An 18755-nucleotide genomic window follows, 5' to 3' on the forward strand; every position below is an offset into this window, starting at 1 on the left:
TGCCACCATAGCTCAGGACCCGGCACCGTGCCCATCACCGGTTACTCATTGACCCGCCGCTGCAGCATGCTTCCCTCGTGACGGGCGAGAATACGCAGTATCTGATCGACCAGCGCCCGATCCGGCGCTTCCAGATGGAAATGGTGGCCGCCTGGGTGCCAGGAGATGCGCGCATGCTCAGGCAAGGCCGCCTTGCGCTGCTCGAACCCTTCCCCGGTGAACGCCCCTTGGCGACCGAACATGAGGTACAACGGGCAACGAATCTGCCGTAGCAAGTCGCACGCTTCGCCTTCGGTCAACGGCATGGGTTCGGGTAGCACCAGGCGTGGATCATGACGCCAGCAATAGCCGTCGCCCAGTTGCAGCAAATCACGCAGGGCCAGCAGTCGCGCAGCCTCTTCGGACAACTCGCCATCCAGGCGCTTGCGCCGTTGCTCCAGTGCCGTCTCGATACTGTCGAAACGGTGTGTGTCCGGTTCGCCAAAGCCTTGCAGCTGGCTGCGCTGAACCATGCGCTTGAGCCGATATGCCCGCGCCAGGTGCTGCACACGGTCATCCTGAGCCACCGTGAACGGCGCCCCCATGCCATCGAGGAAGATCATGCTGGCAATGCCGCTGGTCATCGCGCCCAGCAATGACGCCACCCCGGTGCCCATGCCATGGGCCAACACATGAAACTGCGCCAAGCCCAGGCTATCGGCCACCGCCAGCATGTCTTCGGCATGCTCCCAGAGGTAGTAACCGCTGTCATGGCGGCGATGGTCGGAGCGACCGTGGCCGACCAAGTCCGGGGCCACCACGAAACAACCGTCAAGCAACGGCCCCAACCGTTCGAACGAGGCCGCGTTATCCAACCAGCCGTGTAGCGCCAGCACGGGGATACCGTCTTCAGGCCCCCAGGTGCGCACGGCAATTTCAATGCCTTCGAGGTCAAGCAGATGATCCTTCGGACCGCACAGCGAACGCATGCAAGTACTCCCTGGCTGAACCTGGCGCAGCGGCCAGACGGAAATCGCCACCGGCCTTTTGCCTACCCGGTGACACCGTGTCTACGCCACACCATCCCGCAGAAGCCACTGCGATGCTGCCCTCGCACCGACCCATACATGCACGAGACCGACCCTTGCGGGCAAGTATCTACCGCACCCTGGCAGCGAAACACAGGTCGACTACCGCCTCCGTCAACCAGAGGCCCCGCCATGACTAGCACACCCGCGCTCCACCACGCGCAGATCACTCGCGCTCTGCCCGAATGGGTCAAGATGCTTCACCCCAGGCACACCCGGCAAGTTGTGCAACAACTACGCGCCGATTACCTTGCCGAGGACGGCTCACCCCACAGCTGGTACGCCACGGCCTCGGATGAAGATCGCCAGCAACTGCGAGCACTCATCGAAACCCGCAATACGAGCCGGGAAGCGCTCAAGAAGGCACTGACCGGCCTCAAGGGCATCACCGAATTCTGCAAACCGCTGCTGGTGCAGCGGCTGAACCTCGATGTGTCGGTGGACAAGGCCCAATATGTGTTCCAGCCGTTTGAACCTATCAACAGCAACTGGCCTGGCTTGCCCGATCCGCAGGTTCCACTCGTACCGAACCAGGCAGTGGACATACTGGCCACCCGGCCCGTCGGAGCCCCACAACCTCGGAGCCTGCTTGAAGCGGCGTTGCACAACTTCGAAGGCCTCGAGGAAGTTGGAGCGCACAGTCAGCTGACCTGCGCTCCTGATGATGACAGCCCGCTGCAGGGCCTGAGCATGGCCAGTTTCGTAAAACACTGCAGGGAGCTGGATCTGGGGCAACGGTACCAGGCTCATCTGCAGGCGATCCACGAAGGCCCACGCAAAAATGAAATCGAGCGTCTGACAATCGAAGCGCTTCGCCACTCATTGCGCGTCCAGGCGCACATCGCGTCATTCAAAGGGTTGCTGAGCAAGCGCGGCCTCGATGGATTGATCCAGCTGTGCGACAACGCAACCCGGCCAACCTATGGCCAACAAGACCTGCTCTGCTGGCGCTTCAGCCTGTTTGACATTCCAATCCACGACATTCTGCTGATCGGGCCTGACCAGGCTGGGCAAAGCAATCCATGCATCGTCTACATGCCTGACGACAGCGAGGAGACGGTAAGGGAGTTCCCCTCACGTCTGGAAGCTGCCCGTCATCTGCGACGCAGGCTGCTGCAAAGCGATTTTCGCCGTGTGCTGATCAACTGCGCCTACAAGGACAAGCAGCCCGAACTCGCCCGCTCGCTGCAGGAGGCATTGTTCAAAAAGCGTGACGACAGCGTCAGCCATCCACGCAAGCAGGTGGACCTGCGTTTTGCCCCTTCTGCGCTTACTACCGAACTCTGGCCGGCGTTGTACCGGTCCCATCTCTCGCGCATGAAAGCCGATGCCAGAACCCTCGCGGTCCCCACTGCCGACGTCGATGCCAAAGCCCGCCAGGAACGCCTGGCCCATTGGCTTGAGACGGGACTGAGTGTGCTCAACGTAGCCGCCTTCTTCATCCCCGGCCTGAATGCCGTCATGACAGGTGTATTTGCGTACCAGCTCATGGGCTCGGTGTTTTCCGGCTTCCATGCCTGGGAAGAAGGCGATACCGCACAGGCGTTGGGCCAGTTGGAGTCACTGGCCATCAACGCCGCGGTCATTGCAGGATTCGCGGTCGGAGCACGACTGGTCCAAAGCTCGGGCTTCGTCGATGCATTGCGCAGTGTCTGGCATGAAGACAGTGAACTGCTGTGGCACCCCGAAATGGCTCGGTACATCAGCACTACGGTGCTACCGAAGGACGCTGAGCCCAACGCGCTGGGCCTACACCCCATCGACGGAAAAACTTATTGGGTCAAGGACGGTGACGTGTTCGAAGTCTTTCAAGATGCCGATTCGCAGTGGCGCGTCCGCCACCCCAGCGATCCTGAGGCCTATGCTCCCCCCTTGCAGCACCACGGCGATGGCCGCTGGCTGCTGGACCACGAACGGCCTGCCGAATGGGAGAGTGAACAGTTGCTGCGTCGACTTGGCCGATTCAGCGCAGGCCTCGGAGATACCGAGTTGAGCGTGGCCCAGCGCATAACTGACACGGACAGCGCGGTACTGCGCCGTACCCAGGCGGCAGGCCTGCGCCCTCCGGCGTTGTTGTGCGACACCCTGCTACGCCTGCGCCTGGACAACCAGGTGGAAAACATCATCGCCAGCGTACGCCAAGGAAAACCCCTCCTGGCCCACAAAAATTATGCGCTGCCGGAACTGCTGGCCTTGCCGGAGTGGCCTCAGGACCATGTGTTGAAGGTATATGAAGGGCCGGAACCTTGGGGCAACGCGGTTCGCTACGGTGCTTCCCACATGCCTGGCCAAGTGGAAATCGAAATCACCCGTGCGGACCTGGAAGGCGGCAAGCTGAGCCAGACGGTTCTGGGGCAGATGGAAGAACAGCACGTGCAATCGATGCTCGGCGAAACACCTTATGCACAGCGCGCCACCGCACTGGACAACAAACTCGCCGACCGCCTGAACATCCAGCGCAAAGCCATATTCCAGAGCTTGCGGCAAAGCCATCGACAGGTTCACACCCCTTCGGAACAAACTCTTGCCAGACAGTTCCCTGGCCTGCCGGACAGCGCGCTGGAGGAAATACTCAGGCACACCAGCCGTGCCGAACAGAGCCGCCTGGCGACCGGGCGAGTTCCCTTGCGCATTGCCGAAGAAGCTCGGTTACTGCAAGCCCGCACGCGGCTCGACCAAGCGATCCTCGGTTTGTATCGGCCCAGTCTGGCCAACAGCGATAGCCGCCAACTGGCTGAGGCTCTGCTTGCAGAGCACCCGAACGCAACCGCAGACGAGCTGCTGGAATACGCCCTCGCTGATCGTGAACGATGTGCCACACTCATCGGCCAACAGCCTGTCAAGCCGGGGTTCCGCTCACCATTGCGCCTGGCCGACGGGCGAGCCGGCTATCCACTCAGTGGCCGAGGCACGGCCAGGAACGCCGCTACCCTCAGGCTCTGGGCCCTCTACCCCGAACTCGACTACGAACAGATCCGCACGCTTGTTACCGAACTGAGCCAGGCCGGCGACCTGGGACTGGCGCTCAACCGACTGGAGGCCGAGCAACGCACGCTTCACAGCACATTGAGTGAGTGGGCCGATGCCACGGACGATCGGTTTGAACGCAACCAACGTCGGCAATGTGCCGAACAGCTGATGAACGCATGGCGGCGTGAGGGCGGTAGCCAATACGCGATACTGGAACTTGAGCATCTTGAAGTAGGCCTGCTGCCCACGATCACTTCACGCCTGCCCCATATCCGAGTCCTCAAGCTGGATGCGTTGAACCTGCGTCGCCTTGAGGGCGAGTTCCTTGCCTGCTTCCCTCACCTGGAAGCGCTGGACGTCTCGAACAACCTGAACATCAACGCGCAATCTCTGTTCGAAGCGCTCAGGGCCACACCCAGGCTACAGACACTGACTTTGTCCGGGAACGGTTTGACGGCCCTCTCGGCGACTGCCCAGCAAGCCCTCGATGCGATGCCCGGCCTACGAGCGCTCAACCTGCCGAGAAACTACCTGGAACTGGACGAAGCCAGCATGGGTTCCCTGGCACGGCTGCAACTGGAAGGCTTGAATCTGGCGAACAACCACATAACGCTCAATCCAGCCCTTGCCGCACGTTTTCAGGACATGGTCCATCTTCAGGTGTTGCGCCTGAGCTTCAACCCGCTGCAACTGGCCCCTGATTTCAGTTTCATGGCGCGCCTGAGCCATCTGACACTGATTCGTTGTGACCTGCAGGAATGGCCCACAGGCCTGACTACCCTGATGAGCCAGCCACAGTACCAATTGCGCCACCTCGACCTTTCGCACAACAGTATTCAGGCCCTGACCGATCTGCCGGGGGTACTTCGCACACCCTATGCCCACGATGTCGCAGCCCGGCTTCCGGGAAGGCGCTGGCATTTCAATTACAACCCCTTGGAAGCTGACACTCGGGCGCGCCTGCTCGGCAGTGGTGTGGCGGTGTTCAGCCACGCAGCAGAAATACCGGAGTGGCAGGCCGTGTGGCGCAACCAGGCAAGCACCGCCCAGGACACGCTGTGGGCCGACCTGTTCGACCAGGGCGAACACGCTAGCCTATTGGGCGTGCTGGAACGCCTTGCCCAGTCGGCAGAGGCACGCCAGGACGCACAGGGTATCAACCTGCGCGTCTGGGCATTGCTTGAAAAAGCCGGACAGGACACCAGGCTGCGCGAGCGCTTGGAACAAGTCGCTCAGCAATACCCTCCCACCTGCGGAGACGCCGGGGCCGAAGCTTTCAGTGCGCTGGAAATCGAGGTACTGGCCCATGAGACTGCCGGGCACTCCAGCGACCGCTCCAAAACGTTGTTGAGCCTTTATCACAAACTGTTCCGGCGCAATAAAGTCAATGCACTGGCTGACCGCATCAGTCTGAAAAGAACCGTGCGCAAGCAAGCGCTACTGGCTGGTGTACTCGACGAGGACTTGCCGCCCTACGATGAGCTGGATGAACCTTCCGCGTTTCCAAATATCGACCTGGTAGCCGGTCTGGTCGACGATATCGAGGTTCGCCTGGCTTTGCGCCAGTCGCTGGCCACACGTCTGGACTTCCCCGAACCCAGCCGGGGCATGCTGTACCGTGACATCGCCAGAATCAACCAGACCATCATCGACAAGGTTGCGGCTGAGGTGGCCAGGCTCGACAACGACAAGCAGGCTCGCCAGCAATGGTTGACCGAGCAATCAGGCTGGGTCATGCATCTGAAAAACCGCCATGCCGATCAGTTCATCCTCATTACCGACTTCTGGCGATCAGGCCACGACTATCTGTTCTACTGCCTGGATGAAAGCAACGAGGCTGTGACCCGTCTGGATACCTCGGTAATCGACGCGTTAGCCAAGGTCCTGCCGACAAACCCCTTGGACGAGCAGGGAATCCTGCGCCGCGTGCCGCTCAATGACGGGCAGTTCAAGCAAGCCATGGACGCCTTGAGCACTGAGCAACAGCAGGTGGAGGCCGGCCTGCTGTTGAGCCTTACCCGTCAGGTGGAAACCCTCGGCGGCTAGGTAGCGTTCACTGTCCGCGCAGGTCTTCAAAGAAGGCCTGCCGGCCATCCACCTGGCTCGACGCCCGTGGCGCGCTCGCCGCCTCGCCGTTGGCCGCCTCCACATGCCAGTAGCAATGGCTGACGGCGCGGGTCACCGCCACATAGGCCAGACGTTGCACTTCTTCTTTCTGCGCCGTATCGAACGGCTGGGCATCACCTGAACGCCCAAGACCGGCCAGGCGGTAGACCTGGTTCTTGTACGGTGAACTGGTCAGGTACTGGCAGTCGCCCAACATGAACACCGCATCGGCTTGCAGGCCCTTGGCGCTGTGATAGGTCAACTGGCGCAGTCGACGTTGCTCAGCGGGCAACGCCGCTTCGGCTTGCAGCACCGGTAACAGGTGTTCGTTCATCAAGGCTTTGTCGCTGCCCTTGCGGTACAGCATCATCACCGATTCGCCCTGTTGGTAGTGCTCGATCAAGGTCTGGCCGAGCGCTGCCTCGTCGCGGTCGAATACCTTTACCGGCGAACCTGGCAATTCAGCAGCCAGGCCTGCAGCGCGGGCCTTCTTGCCAGCGATGGCGGGCGCACCCTTGACCAGATGCTCGGCGGCATCGATCACCTGCTGTTGGCAGCGGTAGTTGTCGACCAGCATCACCCGGGTGTTGGCCGGTGACGGGAACGCCTTGGTGAACTCCATGAAGTACTTGGGCGAGCTGCCGCGCCAGCCGTAGATCGATTGCCAATCGTCACCCACACACATCAGCGACGAATGCTGGGCATTGCGCCCTGTGTGCAGTGGCGCGCCGCGCCGGCGGATCTCAGCGAGGCAGGCCCGCAGCCAACTGACGATCTGCGGCGAAACGTCCTGGAACTCGTCGATCATCAGGTGCGCCAGGGGGCGCAGCAGCGGATCGGGCAACAGCTGCAGGTTCTCGGGATTGTTTTCGCCAAACAGCGCGAACATGCGGTTGTAGCTCATCACCGGCGGCGACTGGGCCAACAAGTGCGCTTCCAGTGCCTTCCAGTACAGGGCCAGTGCTTCAAAGAACAGTCCATCGCTGTCACCCGAGGGGAAGCTCATCGCCGCCACGGCCCTGTTCACCTCAAGGCCGAGGTTCTCGATGAAGTTGGCCGCACCGACGAAGGCATCGAGCAGCGGTGCCGGCGCCAGCTCACCCTTGACCTTGTACTCAAAACCTGGGCCCGCCACCGCATCTCCCGCCAGCGATGCTGCCAGGCGCCGGGCCATTGCGTAGTTGTCGAGCCAGATCAGGGGTTTGTCACAGAAGGCCTGCAACAGCGTGCGCTTGACCGCCCACTCCGCACGCACCGCAAGCTTGGCGCCCGGACGCTGGTACTGGGCGCTTTCCGACGGGTCGAAGCCCAGCACCACCCAGGCATCCAGCCCCGCCAGCCGCCCATGGACATGAAAGCGACTGCCGCGGATCTCCACCGTCTCGCGGCACGGCTCGATGCCCTTGATAGGCCAGGCACCTGCAGCGAACCACAGGTCTTCGATCACATCGCACAGTTCTTCGTCGCGCTGGGCAGCGAGCTGCGTCACTTGCACGCGCTTCTGCACGTCCGGGTGGTCCGGGTCCAGCGGCTTGAGCTGCAGGGCCTCGCGGCGCAGGGTCGCGACGATTTCGGCGAAGCGCGGGCTGTCTTCGAGCAGCTGGCTGTAGCACAGGTTGAGTTGCTGGCGCTGGGCATCGTTCAGACGCAGGTCGAACGGGTTGCTGTCAGCCTCGGCTTCCTGGCCTGCGGGCATCTCGTTGCCCAGTGTCTCGAATGCCCGCACCTGGCCAAAGCCCGGCAGGCTGCGCACCAGCGGCAGGATGCGCGAATGGAAGGTGCGCACCAGTTCGCGGGCGCGGGCAGGCGGCAGGTCGAGTTGCCAGAGGGCGAAGACCTGCACCAGGCGCTTGATGAAATCCTTGCGCGACTCGCGGGTGAAGGTGACCACGGTCATCGCATCCAGCTCGTAGCCCAGGTACTGGCGCAACAGCAATATACGCAGCACCAGCGAGGTCGACTTGCCCGCACCCGCGCCCGCCACGACGCAGGTGGAGGGGGTGTCGCTGAAAATCAGCTTCCACTGCGCCGCGCTGGGCTGGGCTTCGGCAGGCAGGCGCTGGGCGACATCGGCCTTGAAGCGCTTCTTCAACTCAGCGGTAAGCGGCAGGCGCCAATCATCGAACAGCTTGTCGTCCTGGCCAGGCACGGCGGGCGTATCGGGGCGGGTGTCACGGATCACCAGCACCTGGCGCCCGGCTTCGTAACCCTCCACCCGCCCACGCTCGAACCCTTCGCGCAGGCCATCGGCGTGGCCACTGCGCTGGCCGCTGGCATGGCCAAGGAACCAGGAGTCGCGGTGTTGTGCCTGCAGGCGGGTCAGGCCGCGCCCCAGCAGGCGTGCAGCCAGGCGACGAAACCAGGGAAGCTGGGCGGGCGGGGTCAGTTCGGCGGGCGCCTGGGGTTGCTCGTGGGCCACGGTCACTCCGTTGAAAATCGAATCAGCAGCCATGTTCGCCGCATCCACAAAAAATCGCCAGCGAATCAGTGTATTACGCGACAAAGCGGCTAAACGCCGCAAACCTTTTAATCGATTTTACAGATATGTTTAAGCCGATATTTACGCTTATTTTCGATCTTTCAATAGCGCATCATGGCGCCATTCCACTGATTCAAGGAGCACGACCATGCTGCAACTGCGACCGTTCGAAAGCCTCGGCCACGCCAACCACGGCTGGCTCGACGCTCACCATCATTTCTCCTTTGCCGAGTATTACGACCCTGCGCGCATGCACTGGGGCAACCTGCGGGTCTGGAACGACGACCTGATCGCGGCCGGCAGCGGCTTCCCACCGCACCCGCACCGAGACATGGAAATCATCACTTATGTGCGTGAAGGCGCCATCAGCCACCAGGACAGCCTGGGCAACAAGGGCCGTACCGAGGCAGGCGATGTACAGGTGATGAGTGCCGGCACCGGGATCGTCCACAGCGAATACAACCTGGAAGACGTCGACACGCGGATATTCCAGATCTGGATCGTACCTGAGCAGGTCGGCGACGCGCCGTCCTGGGGGACCCGCCCTTTCCCCAAAGGCGAACGCGGTGAAGGCTTCGTGACCCTGGCCAGCGGCCGTGCCGGTGATGAAGACAGCTTGCAGATCCGCACCGATGCAAGGCTGGTGGCAGCCACCCTGCGCGCTGGGGAAAGTGCCGAGTACCGCTTCGACGCCGGGCGCCGGGGTTATCTGGTGCCAGCCAAGGGGTTGGTGGAGGTCAACGGATTGCGCGCCAAGGCCCGGGATGGAGTGGCCATCGAGCAGGAGGAAGTGCTGCGGGTGACTGCTATCGAGGACAGCGAGATCGTGCTGGTTGATGTCGCCTGAGTGACGGGGGCCGCGTTGCGGCCCATTCGCGGGTAAACCCGCTCCCACAGGTTCTGCGCTGCTGTTCAGGGCAGTGATATGCCTGTGGGAGATTACCCAAGAACGTGCGCCGCGTACCCTGTGGGAGCGGGTTTACCCGCGAATGGGCTGCACAGCAGCCCCTCGCTCATGCCCTTCGATCAGGCAATCGCCGCATCCACCAGCACCTGGGCTTCCTGTACCAGACGCTGCAAGTGCGCCTCGTCGATGAAGCTCTCGGCGTAGATCTTGTAGATATCCTCGGTACCCGAAGGACGCGCGGCAAACCAGCCGTTGGCGGTCATCACCTTCAACCCACCTATCGCCTGGCCATTGCCCGGTGCGTGGCTGAGAATCTGCACGATCGGCTCGCCCGCCAGTTCGGTCGACTTCACCTGCTCCGGCGCCAATTTGCTCAACAGGGATTTCTGCCGTGCATCGGCCTTGGCCTCGACGCGGGTAGCGTAAGGCTTGCCCAGTGCTTCGGTCAGGTCCGCGTAGGCCTGGCTCGGGTTGCGCCCGGTACGCGCGGTCATTTCCGCCGCCAGCAGTGCCGGAATCAAGCCATCCTTGTCGGTAGCCCAGACCGAACCGTCCTTGCGCAGGAACGACGCGCCCGCGCTTTCCTCACCGCCAAAGCCCAACGAACCGTCGAACAGCCCCTGGGCAAAGAACTTGAAGCCAACCGGCACTTCATACAACTCACGCCCCAGGCGCTCGGTAACGCGGTCGATCAGGCCGCTGGACACCACGGTCTTGCCCACGGCAGCATCTTGGCGCCATTGCGGGCGGTGACGGTACAGGTAGTCGATGGCCACCGCCAGGTAGTTGTTCGGTTGCAGCAGTCCGTCGGGCGTGACGATACCGTGGCGGTCGTGATCCGGGTCGCAGGCGAACGCCACGTCGAAACGCTCGCGCAGGCCAATCAAGCCCTGCATGGCGTAAGGCGAGGACGGGTCCATGCGGATCTGGCCGTCCCAGTCGACGGTCATGAAGCGGAACGTCGGGTCGACCTCGGTATTCACCACTTCCAGATTCAGCTGATAACGCTCGGCAATCGCCGACCAGTAGCGTACCCCTGCCCCGCCCAGCGGATCGACGCCCAGGCGCAGGTTGGCACCACGGATGACGTCGAAGTCGATGACGTTCTCAAGGTCTGCAACATAGTTGGACACGTAGTCATGACGCTGGGTTGTCGCCGCTTGCAGTGCCTGGGCATGCTCCATGCGCTTGACGCCGGCAAGGCCCGCGCCCAGCAGTTCGTTGGCCTTGGCCTCGATCCACTTGGTCACATCGCTGTCGGCCGGGCCACCGTTGGGCGGGTTGTACTTGAAGCCACCACTTTGCGGCGGGTTGTGCGAAGGCGTGATGACGATACCGTCCGCCAGGCCCTGCTCGCGGCCGCGGTTGTAGCAAAGAATGGCGTGGGACACCGCAGGCGTCGGGGTGTACTCATCGTCCTTGGACAGCATCACCTGCACACCATTGGCCGCCAGAACCTCCAGAGCGCTGGCCGCTGCAGGGGCAGACAAGGCATGGGTATCGGCACCGATGAACAGCGGGCCATCGATGCCCTTCTCCTGGCGATACAGGCAGATGGCCTGGGTAATGGCCAGCACGTGATGCTCGTTGAAGCTCAATTCAAGCGAACTGCCCCGGTGCCCCGAGGTGCCGAAGGCCACGCGCTGGGCCGCCACGGCGGCGTCGGGACGGCCGGTGTAATAGGCGGTGAGCAGTCGGGGAATATCGACCAGCACGCTGGCCGGAGCCGGCTTGCCTGCCAAAGGACTGAGCGTCATGCAAAAACCTCGAGTTCAACGGATGTGGGTGTTGGAACACGAAGTGTACTGGGAGTTGCAACACTGCGCGATGGGCCTGCCGAGGATTATTCGCTGGCCGTATGCCACCACGCGGGAAACATCTGCTGAACCCGCGCCTGGGCAAAGCGTTCGTCGATCAGCACCAGCACACCACGGTCCTGATCGCCTCGAATGACCCGACCAGCGGCCTGGATGACCTTGCGCACACCGGGGTACAGGTAGGCGTAGTCGAAACCGGCACCGAACTGCCGGCCCAGGCGCTGTTTGAACTGTTCGTTGACAGGGTTCACTTGCGGCAACCCAAGGGTTGCGACAAAGGCACCGACCAGTCGCGTGCCTGGCAGGTCGACGCCCTCGCCAAAGGCACCACCCAGCACAGCGAAGCCCACACCTTGGCCATCAGCAACGAAGCGCTCAAGAAACGCCTGGCGAGCCTGCTCGTCCATGCCCGGCGTCTGCTGCCACAAAGGAATCGACGGATGCAGTCGAGTCACCACGTCCACGACTTGTTGCAGGTATTCAAAGCTGCTGAAAAACGCGAGGTAGTTGCCTGGCATCCGCTGATATTGCTCGGCGATCAGCTTGGTGATGGGTAACAGCGAGGCTTGCCGCTGCTGGTAACGGGTGGACACTTCGCTGGCGATGCGCACCTCCAGCTGTTCGCCCCGAAATGGCGCAGCCACCTCCAGCCACGCGGTATCGGCCGGCATGCCCAGCAGGTCGGCATAGAAATGCCGTGGACTCAGCGTGGCTGAAAACAACGTCACGCTGCGGGCGGCCTGCATGCGCGGAGCCAGCAGCCGCGCTGGCGTGACATTGCGCAGGCACAGCGTTGCCAGACGGCGCTTGCGTTGGCCGTCGCGCAGGCTGACGTCGAACAGGAAATGCTCATCGAACAGTTCGGCCACGCGATTGAACTGCAGGGCCTGGAAGAAGAACTGCAGTACCTGCGGGTCCACTTCGGCGGTCGCCTGGTCCAGGCGTTCCTGAATGACCCCGATGCATTGCTGCAGGGTTCGCAGAAAAGCCTCGGGCAGATGGTCACTGGCCTGGTAAGGCGCCTGTTGAGCCTTGTACACGGCATTCCACTGGCGGTTCAGCCTGTCCAGCGCGCTGGTCAGGCCCGGTGGTTTGCTCTGGCGCAGAGCAAGCAACTGGCCCTGGTCGAGGCTGGCGCTGTACATGCCACGACCACGTTCGACCAGGTTGTGCGCCTCGTCCACCAGTACCGCCACCCGCCACTGGTTGGCCTGGGTCAGGCTGAACAGCAACGCATGGGCATCGAAGTAATAGTTGTAATCGGCCACCAGCACATCCACCCAACGGGCCATTTCCTGGCCCAGGTAGTACGGGCACACCTGGTGGGCCAAGGCCACCTCGCGCAGCTGTTGTCGATCGAGCATCGGCAAGCAGGCTGCCGCCTCCCGTGCCGCTGGCAGGCGATCATAGAAACCCCGAGCCAGAGGGCAGGACTCACCGTGGCAAGCCTTGTCGGGGTGTTCACAAGCCTTGTCACGGGCGATCAGCTCCAAGGTACGCAAGGCAGGCTGCTTCGAGGCTTCATCGATTTGCCGCAGGGTATCGAGGGCCAATGCGCGGCCGGGGGTCTTGGCAGTCAGGAAGAACAGCTTGTCGAGCTGTTGCGGCACCATGGCCTTGAGCAAAGGGAACAACGTGCCAAGGGTCTTGCCGATACCCGTGCTGGCCTGGGCCATCAGGCAACGGCCGGTGCTGACCGCCTTGTACAGCGTCTCGGCCAACTGGCGCTGGCCCTGGCGAAACTGCGGGTACGGAAAGCTCAGCGCCTGCAAGCCCTGGTTGCGTTCAAGCAGGCGTTGCTCCTGATACTGGGCCCAGGCGAGAAAACGCTGGCACTGGGTTTCAAAAAAGCCTTGCAGCTCGTCAGCTGGATAGTGCTCGCTGATCAGCGTCTGGCCATCGCTGTCGACGTCCAGATACACCAGTGCCACATCGATGGAGGTCAGTTGCCGAGCCTGACACAACAGCCAGGCATAGACCTTCGCCTGAGCCCAGTGCAATTGCCGATGATTGGCGGGCTGGCGCGCCAGATCGCCACGGTAGGTCTTGATTTCCTCCAGACGGTTGCGGCCCGGATCATAGCCATCGGCACGCCCGCGCACCTGCAACCCCTGGTACTGGCCTTCAAGGGTAATTTCCGACTCGTAGTCAGCCGCACGCCGGGCCACTACGCGACGGTGCCCTTCGATACCTTCCAGGGCCGTCGGTGATGGAGTGAAGCGCAAGTCCAGATCGCCGACCTTGGCGCTGAACTCGCACAGGGCGCGCACCGCCACGCAGTAGTTCACTGCGCATCGCTCCAACGGACATGGCATACCGCTACCGGCAGCCCATGCTCGGCGCAGAACGCCAACCAACGCAACTGGTTGTCCTGCAGGCGATCACCCGGCCCCTTGACCTCGACCATTCGGTAGCGCCCCTGCTCCGGCCAGAACTGGATCAGGTCGGGCATGCCTGCGCGGTTGTTGCGGATGTCTTGCAACAGCCGCAAGAAGCACTGTTTCAGATGGGCCGGTGGCAAACAAGCCAGTGCCTGATCAAGCAGCGCCTGGCTCAATTGCCCCCAGAACACGAAAGGCGACTGCAGGCCCTGTTTGGCGATGTAGCACTCACGTATGGCCTGGCGATAACTTCCATCGTCGAGCCGTGCCAGGCATGCGTCGAACAGCGCGGCACGACGTTGCTGGAAGTCGCTGTCATGCAGATCCTGTGGCCCGCTCTGGAAGGGGTTGAAAAACGCCCCCGGTACTGGGGCGAAAATCGCCTCCCAGCACAAAAGGCCGAACAGGCTGTTGAACAGGGTGTTTTCCACGTAATGGGCCACTGCGCCCTCCCCGGCCAGGTGTTGCCGCACCGCCTCCTCGACCCCTAACGCAGCTTGCTCGCGAGGCAGTTCCAGTTCGATCAGCGTCAAAGGCGCAGCACGGCCGCGCTTTGGCGCTGGGCCTCCGAGCTTGCGCGCAAGCCTGGGCAGCATGCGCTCAAGGGCCTGGATCTCCAGGGCGTTGGCCGGTGCGTCTGCCAACTGCTGTGCCAACGCAAGGGCCTGCGGCCACTGCTCACAGCGCTCCAGCACTCGCACTTGCCGGATCCGTGCCTGCGCGTGGCTGCTTTGCGCGTATACCGCCAGGGCAAGGTCCCAGTCGCCCAGTCGCTCGCACTGCTGGCCAAGGGCAAACAGCAAACGCGCTCGGCGCCGCGCCAACCAGGGGTTGTCACTGCTCAGGCCGTGCAAGGCCGCGAGGATGGCATCGGGTGATTCGCCTTGTTCCAGGCCCTCGGCACACTGGTGCAAGGCCATCGCAAGATCGACCTCTGCCCGCTCACGTAACGCTCGGGAGTCCGCGCTGAACGGCACTGCTTCAAAACGCAGCAGGCCCAGGTCGGCAAGCACGAACTCAGACCAATCCTGGTAAAGGTTGCCGAAAAACAGGAGACGGATGCGATCACACAAGGGCTGCAGGCGCCATTGAACGATGCGCACAGGAGCATCCTCAAACCATTCGGCCATCGGCCTGGCATCAAGCGCCAAGGCCTGCAACTGCGCCAGCCAATCACTTTTGGAGGCTTTGGGTCGGGTCAGCAGCCCTGCAAAGCCTGCAGCGAGCTCATCCTTGCGCAGCAGGGCAAACAGTTGTTCCAGGCTCAGGTATTCTGGCTCGCCGACCCAACCAAGCGCTTGCAATGGCCGCAGTGCAAGCATGGGGTCACCGATTTCAGCGTAATCGAGCCGGTCGCAACGAAACAGCTCGCCCTTGCGCATGACCATGCGCACCATCAGCGCCTGCGCAGGCTCCTCCAAACGGGTGAAGGCCTGGATGAACGCCAGCTCGTGGGCATCCAGCAGGTCCGCGTAGCGTTGTTCGACCCACAGCAACACCTCACGGAAGTTGTGCAGGTAATACAACGGGTCGTCGACGGAATGGGCAATCACGGGCAAAGTTGGGCAGCGGATAGAGGTACTGGTTATACATACAGACCCCTTGGACTTGCAAGCGTCATGGATCAGCGGTCAATCTGGCTCTACCAAAGGCCACCCGCCACGGGCTTGCAGAGCCAGGGCCAAACCCTGCAGCGCCTCCACCAGCGCTTGCGGCTGCTCGCCCAGCCAGGTCAGTGCCAAGTGCTGACGATAATGCCCCAGCGCGCTGTATCGCTGCCCAGGCACAACCTGCAATACCGGCCCAGACAAGCCCTCAGGCGACTGCGGCCGATGCAGACGCACCCATAACGTTCGCCCACCTTCAGGCATTTCAAATGCCACAAGCGCCCCTAGATGACGTTCGACCTGTTCGCAGAGCAGTTCCATGCGCCTAAGTAATTCGCCCTGCAACCCCCCCAGGTTGGCATCGACCTCGCCCCTGACCAGCACTTGGGCGAGCGCCAACTGGCGCAACGGCGCCAATAGAAAACCCCGTTGCGCAATGGCCGAGGGCAGAACCGGATGGCGGCATAGCATATAGGCATAGGGCGCCTCCGCCCCGACACTGGCCTCCAGTGAACCCAATACCATCAACCAGCGCGGGTCGACCCAGTCGCGCAGGCGCGAGCCTGGCGGCGCGCCGAAGCAGTGCTCACTGTCGAGGTCGTTTTCCAGCAACCAAACCGGGTGCTGGTTGACCAACTGTGCTATGCGCTGCTGATCGCGCAGCGGCATCAGACGCCCCTGGGGCATACCCAGGCAGGATGGCAAAATCAGCATTCGCACCGACTCACGACCGAGCAAGCATGACAGCCGCTGCAAATCCAGGCGTCCACAGTCACTCAGTGGCACCTCCAGCACCTGCATGTCACAACGTCGCAAGACCTGCAGCAAACGCCAGCAGCACGGTGAAGCCACCACCACTGTTGCCCCTCTCAGCGACAGTGCCTCCAGCACGGTTTCCAGCAAAGCCTGCACATCGGGGCCCAGGTGAACATCCTCACCGCACCAATATTGCCGGGATGAACGGGTGTAACGCTCGGCCAGGGCGTTGCGCAACCGCACGCCCCCGGTGTTATCCCACGCGGTCGCGGCCCGCTGCCGAGCCAGGCGCCGCTCATGGGCCAACAGCACGCGCTCCAACAGCGGATGGGCAGGCACCGCGGACCAGCCGGGCGTCGCACCAGCTGGTACCAGCCCACCCCGCGGCGGGTCGGACGGCACGAAATAACCCGACTTGGGCACCGACACCACCCGACCTTCATGCTCCAGCAAGCTGTAGGCACTCTGTACGGTGGCCAACGACACGCGCAGGCGCCTGGAAAGTTCGCGTAGCGAAGGCAAGCGCCGCTCCCCACTCCTGTGGGCCTCTGTAATCAGCGCCGCAAGGTAGTGATACACCGTCTGATAGGCGAACTCCCCCCTTGACGATCGCCCCATCAGGGCGATGCCTTGCAACGCGAAGGCGCTGAGGCGGGCAGTTGGCGCAGTAGCCGCAACTGCACATCGCGCCGCGCCAGATTGGCCAGCATCCGCCTGGATGCGGGCCGAATGCGCCCTTCATAGATCGCTCTCAACTGTCCCAGGGTCAAACCACTGGTTTCGATCAGCCAGTCCTTGATGGGTTCAGGGCAAGGCTTACCCTGCAAGGCGCGATGCAGGTATGGCAAGGCGACCAGCATTTCGCGGTGTCGACACTGCAGGTAGCGCTCAAGGTCACGCCCGTGATTGGCGATTGGGCTGAACAGCGCACAGGCGATTTGTGTCTGGGTTATCCCATATGTCTTGTCGAAACGGTCCTGATCAGGCTGTTCAGGCTTGGTCTGCGTGGGCGAACGGGCCAGTTGCAACAAATCTCGAGGCGTATTGGTTTGGATGCCGTGTGTACGCACTTCATGCAGGTGCATGATAGCCAGCGGGTCAAGAAACGCGCTCAATGGTTTACCGTCGCTAGCAGACTCAGGGCAATTCAGAAACTCGTCCAACTGGTCCCGCACAGGCATTTGCGGCAACAGATCATCCACGGCGATGACCCTCAATACCGCCTGTTCGCGCGCCGGTGCTTGATCACTGCGCCCCCGTTCCAAAGCAGTCCCGGCAACCCCATGCAGGGCGCCCAGCCCCTCGAACAGACCAGCCAGACTCTGAGGCATGTCGCGCAACCCATGCTCACCCGCCAGACGCAACGTACGCCGAGCCCAGGACAAATAACGCCGCCGCTGGCGCGCCGGCATGGCAGTGACCACTACATCACCCTCTTGTTGCCCGCTCAACGCCAAACGCAGGGCATCCGCCAGTTCCAGGTGTATACGGCTACCGAACAAGGCTTCGGGCCGCGCGTCAATGAGGTGACTGAACAACAACAGGGCATTGCGAGCCAGCGCCCAACGCTCGGTCGATTTCGCAGACTTGCAACAGAACGGAACCACTTCACAACCATCGATCATCTGCAGTTCCACCCGAACGTCATCGTCCAGGAACAACGTGTTGAACAGGCGCTGATGACTGTCCAGGCAGCCGCTGCCGCTTCCTCGAGGGCGGGGCCTTGGTGGGCTGGGCGCCGGCAGGCAGGCCACCAGCACCCGCAACTGGAATGTTTCCGGTGCGCGCAGGGCAATGCTCAGCTGGGCAGCGCGCAGGGTGGCCAGCAGGCGTGCACTGCTCCGGTCATTCCCTTGCAGCACCAGCAAGCGTAGCGACCCTATGTATTCAAGGCCTCCGGCCGCCACCAACAATCGCTGAACCAGTAACTGCAAAGAGGCATGCTGCGCCTGCGACATGTTCTTGCACAAGCGCTCGTACACTTGTTTATAGATATTATGCATTGCCTGTTCATGAATAGCGCTCATGCTGCCACCTCAAAAACTTCATCTGCTCGCCACGCACTCTTGAAATGCTCTAGCGACTATTAATTGAAGAAATTTCCCACAACTTGTGGAAACAAAGAAGTGACAGGTCACTGTCGCCAAGCCATTGAAATGAAGCCCCGTCCCTGATGACGGAGCGCTACCGCACACTGCGTACCGCCTGGCCAATCCTCGCTCATCCCACGCTCCTTGCGCCGAACTATCACCGCGCCATTATCGAGCGTTGCAAAGTGAATAAAAGATACAGAGCCTGGTAAAAAAACCATTCAGGGGACGCGTGAACACACAATGCACGCGACCATCAGGCAGTTCAACTTACAAAACTTTCCAGAACATTTCCCGAACAAACCCAGCGCTCGCAAATTATGTAGGAAAGTTCTTTAAGGCTTGTAGGAATCGCCCAAAAAAGGTTCTTCACGGAATCTTGTGAGGGGGCTTCTAAGTGCCTGTCCTGGGTTTGGAGGTGATGCGTATATCGAGCGCCGCCCGCGCGGCGCATCGCGAGCAAGGCTCGCTCCTACGTTTGTTTACGGCCAATAACGCCTGTGACACACGCGCGCGACCGCCTTGTGTGTACGACTCGATATCAAGCCATGCACCAAGGCGTTCGCGCGCAAATC

The 18755-nt window shown here is 62.0% G+C and carries 9 protein-coding genes; 2 read left to right on the forward strand and 7 right to left on the reverse strand.

Translation table 11 applies throughout. The annotated features are described in order from the left end of the window. Positions 1-41 precede the first annotated feature (41 nt). A complete protein-coding gene (locus PspTeo4_RS10200) occupies positions 42-968 on the reverse strand; it encodes an alpha/beta fold hydrolase (RefSeq protein ID WP_322363601.1) in 927 nt (308 codons plus the stop codon). Positions 969-1199: 231 nt separating this feature from the next. Here PspTeo4_RS10200 and PspTeo4_RS10205 point away from each other — a divergent pair, with 231 nt between their 5' ends. Further along, complete coding sequence (locus PspTeo4_RS10205) at positions 1200-6083, forward strand: NEL-type E3 ubiquitin ligase domain-containing protein (protein ID WP_322363602.1); 4884 nt, start codon at positions 1200-1202, stop codon at positions 6081-6083. A 7-nt stretch (positions 6084-6090) separates the two neighbouring features. Here the strand turns inward: PspTeo4_RS10205 and PspTeo4_RS10210 are convergent, their stop codons facing one another. Continuing rightward, positions 6091-8595: a UvrD-helicase domain-containing protein gene (locus PspTeo4_RS10210; protein WP_322363603.1), complete on the reverse strand. Its 2505-nt coding sequence runs from the start codon at positions 8593-8595 to the stop codon at positions 6091-6093. 175 nt (positions 8596-8770) lie between these two features. Here PspTeo4_RS10210 and PspTeo4_RS10215 point away from each other — a divergent pair, with 175 nt between their 5' ends. Next, on the forward strand, positions 8771-9469 hold the full coding sequence (locus tag PspTeo4_RS10215) for a pirin family protein (protein WP_322363604.1): 699 nt from the start codon (positions 8771-8773) through the stop codon (positions 9467-9469). A gap of 179 nt (positions 9470-9648) precedes the next feature. Here PspTeo4_RS10215 and pgm read toward each other — a convergent pair whose 3' ends face one another. The 5 genes from pgm to PspTeo4_RS10240 form a co-directional block, all read right to left on the reverse strand. Continuing rightward, positions 9649-11286 (reverse strand): phosphoglucomutase (alpha-D-glucose-1,6-bisphosphate-dependent), encoded by a 1638-nt coding sequence (pgm, locus tag PspTeo4_RS10220; RefSeq protein ID WP_322363605.1) that lies wholly within the window; start codon positions 11284-11286, stop codon positions 9649-9651. 86 nt (positions 11287-11372) lie between these two features. Continuing rightward, positions 11373-13634, reverse strand: coding sequence for an ATP-dependent DNA helicase (locus PspTeo4_RS10225; RefSeq protein ID WP_322363606.1), 2262 nt, complete (start codon positions 13632-13634; stop codon positions 11373-11375). Next, positions 13631-15280 carry a VRR-NUC domain-containing protein gene (locus PspTeo4_RS10230; protein WP_322363607.1) on the reverse strand — a complete coding sequence of 550 codons (1650 nt, stop codon included), beginning with the start codon at positions 15278-15280 and terminating at the stop codon, positions 13631-13633. The genes PspTeo4_RS10225 and PspTeo4_RS10230 overlap by 4 nt, the downstream gene beginning before the upstream one ends. 78 nt (positions 15281-15358) lie before the next feature. After that, positions 15359-16708, reverse strand: coding sequence for an aminotransferase class I/II-fold pyridoxal phosphate-dependent enzyme (locus PspTeo4_RS10235; RefSeq protein ID WP_322363609.1), 1350 nt, complete (start codon positions 16706-16708; stop codon positions 15359-15361). Continuing rightward, the gene (locus PspTeo4_RS10240; protein WP_322363610.1) at positions 16708-18117 is read right to left on the reverse strand and encodes a hypothetical protein; all 1410 of its coding nucleotides are present in this window, start codon (positions 18115-18117) and stop codon (positions 16708-16710) included. The genes PspTeo4_RS10235 and PspTeo4_RS10240 overlap by 1 nt, the downstream gene beginning before the upstream one ends. Positions 18118-18755 lie beyond the last annotated feature (638 nt).

The sequence above is a fragment of the Pseudomonas sp. Teo4 genome (genome assembly GCF_034387475.1).
Taxonomy (GTDB): Bacteria; Pseudomonadota; Gammaproteobacteria; order Pseudomonadales; family Pseudomonadaceae; genus Aquipseudomonas.

What these genes read in the sequence shown, in the direction of transcription:
- PspTeo4_RS10240 (WP_322363610.1), bottom strand. Translation starts at nt 18,117, where the DNA reads ATGAGCGCTATTCATGAACAGGCAATGCATAATATCTATAAACAAGTG.
- pgm (WP_322363605.1), bottom strand. Translation starts at nt 11,286, where the DNA reads ATGACGCTCAGTCCTTTGGCAGGCAAGCCGGCTCCGGCCAGCGTGCTG.
- PspTeo4_RS10215 (WP_322363604.1), top strand. Translation starts at nt 8,771, where the DNA reads ATGCTGCAACTGCGACCGTTCGAAAGCCTCGGCCACGCCAACCACGGC.
- PspTeo4_RS10235 (WP_322363609.1), bottom strand. Translation starts at nt 16,708, where the DNA reads ATGGGGCGATCGTCAAGGGGGGAGTTCGCCTATCAGACGGTGTATCAC.
- PspTeo4_RS10205 (WP_322363602.1), top strand. Translation starts at nt 1,200, where the DNA reads ATGACTAGCACACCCGCGCTCCACCACGCGCAGATCACTCGCGCTCTG.
- PspTeo4_RS10200 (WP_322363601.1), bottom strand. Translation starts at nt 968, where the DNA reads ATGCGTTCGCTGTGCGGTCCGAAGGATCATCTGCTTGACCTCGAAGGC.
- PspTeo4_RS10210 (WP_322363603.1), bottom strand. Translation starts at nt 8,595, where the DNA reads ATGGCTGCTGATTCGATTTTCAACGGAGTGACCGTGGCCCACGAGCAA.